The sequence below is a fragment of the Chitinivorax sp. B genome, from assembly GCF_005503445.1.
Classification (GTDB): domain Bacteria; phylum Pseudomonadota; class Gammaproteobacteria; order Burkholderiales; family SCOH01; genus Chitinivorax.
Map to the genome: position 1 here is coordinate 1 of NZ_SCOH01000105.1, position 4277 is coordinate 4277.

Genomic DNA, 4277 nt, shown 5'->3' on the forward strand with positions numbered 1-4277 from the left:
GCCCGACGATGCTACCCAAACCATCGCCATGGTAGGTCTGGGTGCCTTGGGATGTGATCCTCAGTAATGGGTCATCGGTGGCCCCACCATGCACGGTGCGCCACAGCGGATTCTGGTATTGCCCGGTTGGGTAACCGGCGATGATGTCATCACCCAGATACTGGTAATCCTGACTGCCCGCGCCATCGCTGCGGCCGATGCGTTTACCATCAGCGTCGTAACGGTAGCGGCCCAGTAGCGTACCGGCTGCGCTGTCCAGATTGATCTGGGTCAGTTGTTGCTGGCTGTTGTACTGGAAGGCGTGTTTGACCGTGCCGACCGTTTTCAGGGTCAGGTTGCCGTTCGGGTCGTATTGGTAGCTGGCCAGTACTTCGCCGATGGCGGCAGTTATCCGCCGAAATCAACCACTCTGACCCCTACGATTATTGGTTACGAAGTGTTCAAATTGCACACTTATACAATTCAAGAGCTAGCTGCAGGTCATTTTTGAACAATTGATAATCAAATCCCTTTGGAATCTTAAGTTCTGGATTATTCATTTTCTCCTGCAATGCAATACATATCAGATTTGCCAGCTCCCTTTCAGACATTTCCGCAAGTGGAATCGGATCAAAAGGCAAAGCAATGCCAAGAAATTTAACTTTACTCCCAGTAATCATATCCTTATAACTAGCTACCCTATTGTAAGCTTTGCAGGAGCGCTTGTTTTCTTCAACATCCGAATCAACAGCAACGACTACCAACATAAACTGGTCCACTTCGCCACCATATTCTTTATTTGAGAAAAATGGCGAGAGAGCCTCTTGAAGCCTGACAGTGACATTACCTAGAGCCTCTCCCAAATCGGACCATGAATCGCAAGTACATCTAATTCTCATAATTCCTCACTTAAACACTCTATTTCCAGGTGGGAGCGAACCATTTCGTATGAAGTATTCAATGAGTTTTAGTTTTTCTTGTGCCAGTACTTCATAGTGATTTCCCGTCGCCTGCCGGTCCATTCTCAAACCCAGATTTGACAAAGCTATTGCCGAATAGCGGCTGGATGGATCAACTGTCGTTCCATATTTCCATACGTCGCCCGCATTTAAATTCGCCGTGCCGTTTCTCACATCTGGATACATACCAGATGCCGTTGCGATCAACGCATACTGGTATTCTGTCGGCGAAGTCGATGTATTAGCCTTATTTACCAAACGCTCCAGTTGGTTCCAAGCCTTATCCAACTTTTCACCGGTGTTGTGCATCGCGTTGCCTGCTGCCGCACCAACCCCAGCCCCTAGTGCAACACCTCCGGCTACGATAGCAGGATTTGCGGGGGCACAACCACCTATAGTCGCATAGTCACATCCGCCAGCTGCAACAAAACCCAGTGCACCGCCAACAATCCCTCCGACAGCCGCACCTTGGTTCCGCGCATAGCCCCCTGTTGAACGTTTGAAGGCTTCATAATCAGCCATAGTCAACCCATTGCCTGCAACCTGATAAGGTGCAGTGCTGTTTGACCTAAAGTTCTGACTGCCGGAACCCATGACCGGGCTAGCATTATTGATATAGGACGACTGTGAAACGGGCCTCACCGCTTGCGCCAGCAACCCCATCGGATCAACCAGATTGATTGGGTTTTGACCGACATACCCATACTGATTGATGCCACCCTGCAACCCAATCGGATCACGCTGCGTAAACCGCCCAATACTCGGGTCGTACCATCTTGCCCGGTAGTAGATCAGCCCGGCCACATCTGGCTCACGGCCGGTGTAACCATACTGCGGAATGTCGCCCTGCCCGTTGAGGCGATTGCCCCAGGCATCGAACTGTTGCCAGGCGGCCAGCATGCCTTGCGCATTGCTCATGCCAACAATGCTGCCCAAACCATCGCCATGGTAGGTCTGGGTGCCTTGGGATGTGATCCTCAGTAATGGGTCATCGATGGCCCCACCATGCACGGTGCGCCACAGCGGATTCTGGTATTGCCCGGTTGGGTAGCCGGCAATGATGTCATCACCCAGATACTGGTAATCCTGACTGCCGGCGCCATCGCTGCGGCCGATGCGCTTGCCGTCGGCATCGTAACGGTAGCTGCCCAGCAGGGTGCCCGCTGCGCTGTCCAGGTTGATCTGGGTCAGTTGTTGCAGGCTGTTGTACTGGAAGGCGTGTTTGACATTGCCGACCGTTTTCAGCGTCAGGTTGCCGTTCGGGTCGTATTGATAGCTGGCCAGTACTTCGCCAGTGGCATTGCCCTTGCGGATTTCCTTGAGTTGGTTGGCTACATCGTAGACATAGGCTTGGGTTTGACCGCCTGCGGTCTGCAGGGTGCGGTTGTCCCAGGCATCGTACTGGTAGGCGGCCAGTTCGGTCGGCTGGTTCTGCGCATTGACGCTGCTGACCTTGCTCAGCCGGTCCAGTGGGTCGTACTCGTAACGGTAGTCGGTGCTCTGATTGCCGATCTGTTCCCGATGGCGGGTCCGTTGCCCGGTTTGCGGGTGGTAGTCGTAGTCGTGCCGGCTGATGAGTTGCCCGGCCGACTGGTTCAGCCGCTGGGTGAGTTGCCCGGCCTCGTCATAGCGGTACAGGCTGGCGCTGCCGTTGGGTAGCCAGCTTTGTACCAAGCGGCCATTGGCGTCGTAGACGAAGGTGAGGTGTTCGCCAGTGCTGGCGCGGATGCCGCTGAGGCGGCCGACGGCGTCGTACTGGTAGTCGGTGCGCTGGCCGTGGCCGTCTGCCACGCTGTTGAGCAGGCCACCGGGGCTGTAGGCGTAGCGCAGGGTCAGGCCGCGGCTGTCTTGCTGGCGGATCAGCCGGTGGCTGAGGCCGTCGTAGACATAGTCGGTGGTCAGTTGCGGGTTGCGGGTCTGGAGGAGTTGGCCCAGGGCGTTGTAGCGGTACTGGATGGTGTCGTCCTGGCTTTCCTTTTGCTCCAGCAGGTGGCCCGCTAGCCAGCGATAGGTGGTGAGCTGGTTGGCGGGGCTGGTGGTCTGCTTGAGGTTGCCTTGCAGGTCGTAGCGGTATTGCCAGCTTTGGTTCAAGCCGTTGCGGTCGCTCAGCAGCCGGCCGAAGTCATCGTACTGCCTGATCGATTGCGCGGTCACCCGATCCTGGCTGGCGTCGTTGGCGTTGGCGGTGAAGCCGGCCGCGATCTGGGTGGTGAAGCCCAGCAGGTTGTAGTGGTACAGGGTGACCGGGTGCACGGTGCCGTGCTGTGGGTCGGCATAGGCTGGCCCGACCACGCGCCAGGGCCGGTTCAGCGCGTCGTAGCGGGTCTGGGTGCGGCGCTGGGCGGCATCGGTGACCTGGGTGACGTTGCCATTGGCGTCGTAGTCATACTGGGTGCGACGCTTGAGTGGGTCGAGGGTCTCGGCCAGTTGGCCGTTCTTGGCCGGGCCGTGGTAGCGCCGTTCCGAGCTGGCGCCGCTGGGGTCGATGCTGCGCCGTAAGCGGCCGTCGGCATCGTAGTCGCTTTGCACCCGGTTGCCTTCGGCATCGTAGGCGGCCACCGCCCGGTTCAGCGGGTCGTAGTCGATATTGAGCCGGTAGCCATCCGGGGTGGTGCGGGTGATCAGGTTGCCGGCTTCGTCGTACTGGTATTGGGTCACGGTGCCGGCATGGTCGATGTCCGCCACTTTGCGGTCGCTGTAGTCGTAGCGGGCCTGCTGGCGGTCGATGACTTGCTGTTTGTCATCCAGTTGGCGGGTTTCGATGAGGTTGCCGTTCGGGTCGTAGACGGTCTCCTGCCATTGGTCACGGGCGTTGGTGGCGCGGGTGATGCGGTCCACGGCGTCATAGTCTTGGCGGGCCAGCGTGAAATCACTGCGCACGCTGATGATGGGCCGCCCCAGTGCATCGAAGCGTTGCTGGGCGGTCTGGATTTCGTCGGCGCTGATCTCGCCATCGCCGTTCAGGTCGCCACGGCGGGTGACGGTGACCGGGTTCAGGCCGGTGAGGTGGTTGTCTGGGTCCTGGTAGTCGTAGCTGAGGGTGGGGCCGGTCTGTTTGACGATATCCTTGAGCTGTTGGCTCTGGGTGATATTGCCGTGGCTGTCATAGTCAAAGCGGCTGACCGCCAGCACTTCCCCGGCTACCGGTTGATAGCTGGCCGGGTCGAGGTTGGCACCATAGCCCGACTGCATACTGATACGCTGTTTCAGGTTGCCGTGGCCATCGTATTGCAGCAGGGTGATGGCCCCGTTGGCGTCCTGGATCTTGCCGGGTTGGCCGAAGCGGTCGTGGTGGCTGTAGCCAATGGTTGCGCCCGACGGCAAGGTGGTCTGGGTCAG

3 protein-coding genes are annotated in these 4277 nt (G+C 58.0%); 1 reads left to right on the forward strand and 2 read right to left on the reverse strand.

Annotation, left to right across the window (positions count from 1 at the left end; all coding sequences use genetic code 11):
- The first annotated feature begins 88 nt into the window (after positions 1-88).
- Entirely contained in the window at positions 89-238 is a 150-nt protein-coding gene (locus FFS57_RS25475) for a hypothetical protein (protein WP_171014200.1), read from the forward strand.
- 202 nt (positions 239-440) lie between these two features.
- Here FFS57_RS25475 and FFS57_RS24365 read toward each other — a convergent pair whose 3' ends face one another.
- Together FFS57_RS24365 and FFS57_RS24370 are read right to left on the reverse strand one after the other, a co-directional pair.
- Complete coding sequence (locus tag FFS57_RS24365) at positions 441-878, reverse strand: Imm44 family immunity protein (protein ID WP_502705943.1); 438 nt, start codon at positions 876-878, stop codon at positions 441-443.
- Positions 879-884: 6 nt separating this feature from the next.
- Positions 885-4277: RHS repeat-associated core domain-containing protein (locus FFS57_RS24370; RefSeq protein WP_137940422.1), on the reverse strand; the 3393-nt coding region annotated here is incomplete at its 5' end.